The sequence below is a fragment of the Piscirickettsia salmonis LF-89 = ATCC VR-1361 genome, from assembly GCF_000297215.2.
Taxonomy (GTDB): domain Bacteria; phylum Pseudomonadota; class Gammaproteobacteria; order Piscirickettsiales; family Piscirickettsiaceae; genus Piscirickettsia; species Piscirickettsia salmonis.
Genome location: NZ_AMFF02000024.1, coordinates 1 through 1222, shown reverse-complemented (window position 1 = coordinate 1222; position 1222 = coordinate 1). Strand labels below are relative to the sequence as shown.

Sequence of the window (1222 nt, the reverse complement as noted above, 5' to 3'; positions counted from 1 at the left end):
CGTTAGCATTGCAATAACCTTCAACCATCATTGGTGCGATAAATTGCTTGCCGCGCAAACCACCTATAAAGTTAATTCGTATTGATTTTAAACATTTTAATCGCCTAAGCTCTTCAAAAGCTATTTGATTTGACCGCACAAGTAATTTATATTTGAGTGCAAAGTGGTTAAGTTGTGCTTTTACACTCAATGTTTCTAGTTTACAAAATGCCACGATTGATGCAAAAATATGATTGCATTGTGACCGAACAGTTTTAGTTGGTGATTTTGCTAAACTTGCATTTTGTTTAATCGACTTATGATATTCTTCAATTTTCCATCGTTTTTGATAGATTTTGTAAAGCCCATCACCATCCGTCTCTAAATCATTTGTTATTAAATAGAGGTGACCTGTTGACCCGTCTTCGTTTGTGAAGATCTTTTTCATTAATCGCACTGGGAAATTAATTCCCTGAAGATATACATCTATGGCCTCACCATCTTTTAAATCAAGAGATTTGACTGGCTGGTAATTTCTATTGATTTTATCATCTAAACTGCAAGCAACTATTCGATTAGATTTTATTCCTAAAATAAACAACTTATTTAACTTGGCATGAATATAATTCATGTTTTCTTTTGAACTGAACCAGTTATCTGCAACAGCATAATCAAATTTAACCTGGTTATTAATTGCACGATTTATAAGGTTACGAAAGTACTCATTCTTCGATATATTAGATTTTCTCTTTTCTTTTCGGTCCTTTAAATCAGTAAACTTGATGTCTTTTAATACAGTTTCATAACCAATAGGTACGGACGTTTTCTTGTAAGTCACCATACTTGTCAAAATATTAATTCCCTTTACATGAGCGCTTTTGCTGTGTGAATAATGCCAACAAACCACATCATTCTCATCTGTATAAGGCTTTTCTTCCACGGTATCATCCAGACTTAAAACGCCTCCAACTTCTTCTTCATACTGACGAACATGCTTTTTAACATAGCTCCAGAGCTCTTTTGATCCAAAGTGGTTTTTATTTAAAAAGCGTGTGACTTTATCATGGCTGATACTTCCTTCCAGTAAATCTGAAAGTCCTGTTGCCGTTGCATAATGGTTCTGGCTAATTAAATAGTCGCTATAAATATCCAGTAGCTCTTTATTCATTCCTGATGAAATCCCTGTATCTATCAGATTTCATTATACATCGTTTATCATGTCAGTGCGTAAGGTGAGTAAATC

General features: G+C 34.0%; 1 protein-coding gene. It reads right to left on the bottom strand.

Annotated elements, in window-relative coordinates:
* Window positions 1–1147, bottom strand: a 1147-nt coding sequence (locus C200_RS03705; protein ID WP_052133271.1) for an IS701 family transposase, incomplete at its 3' end; no start/stop codon positions are given.
* Window positions 1148–1222 lie beyond the last annotated feature (75 nt).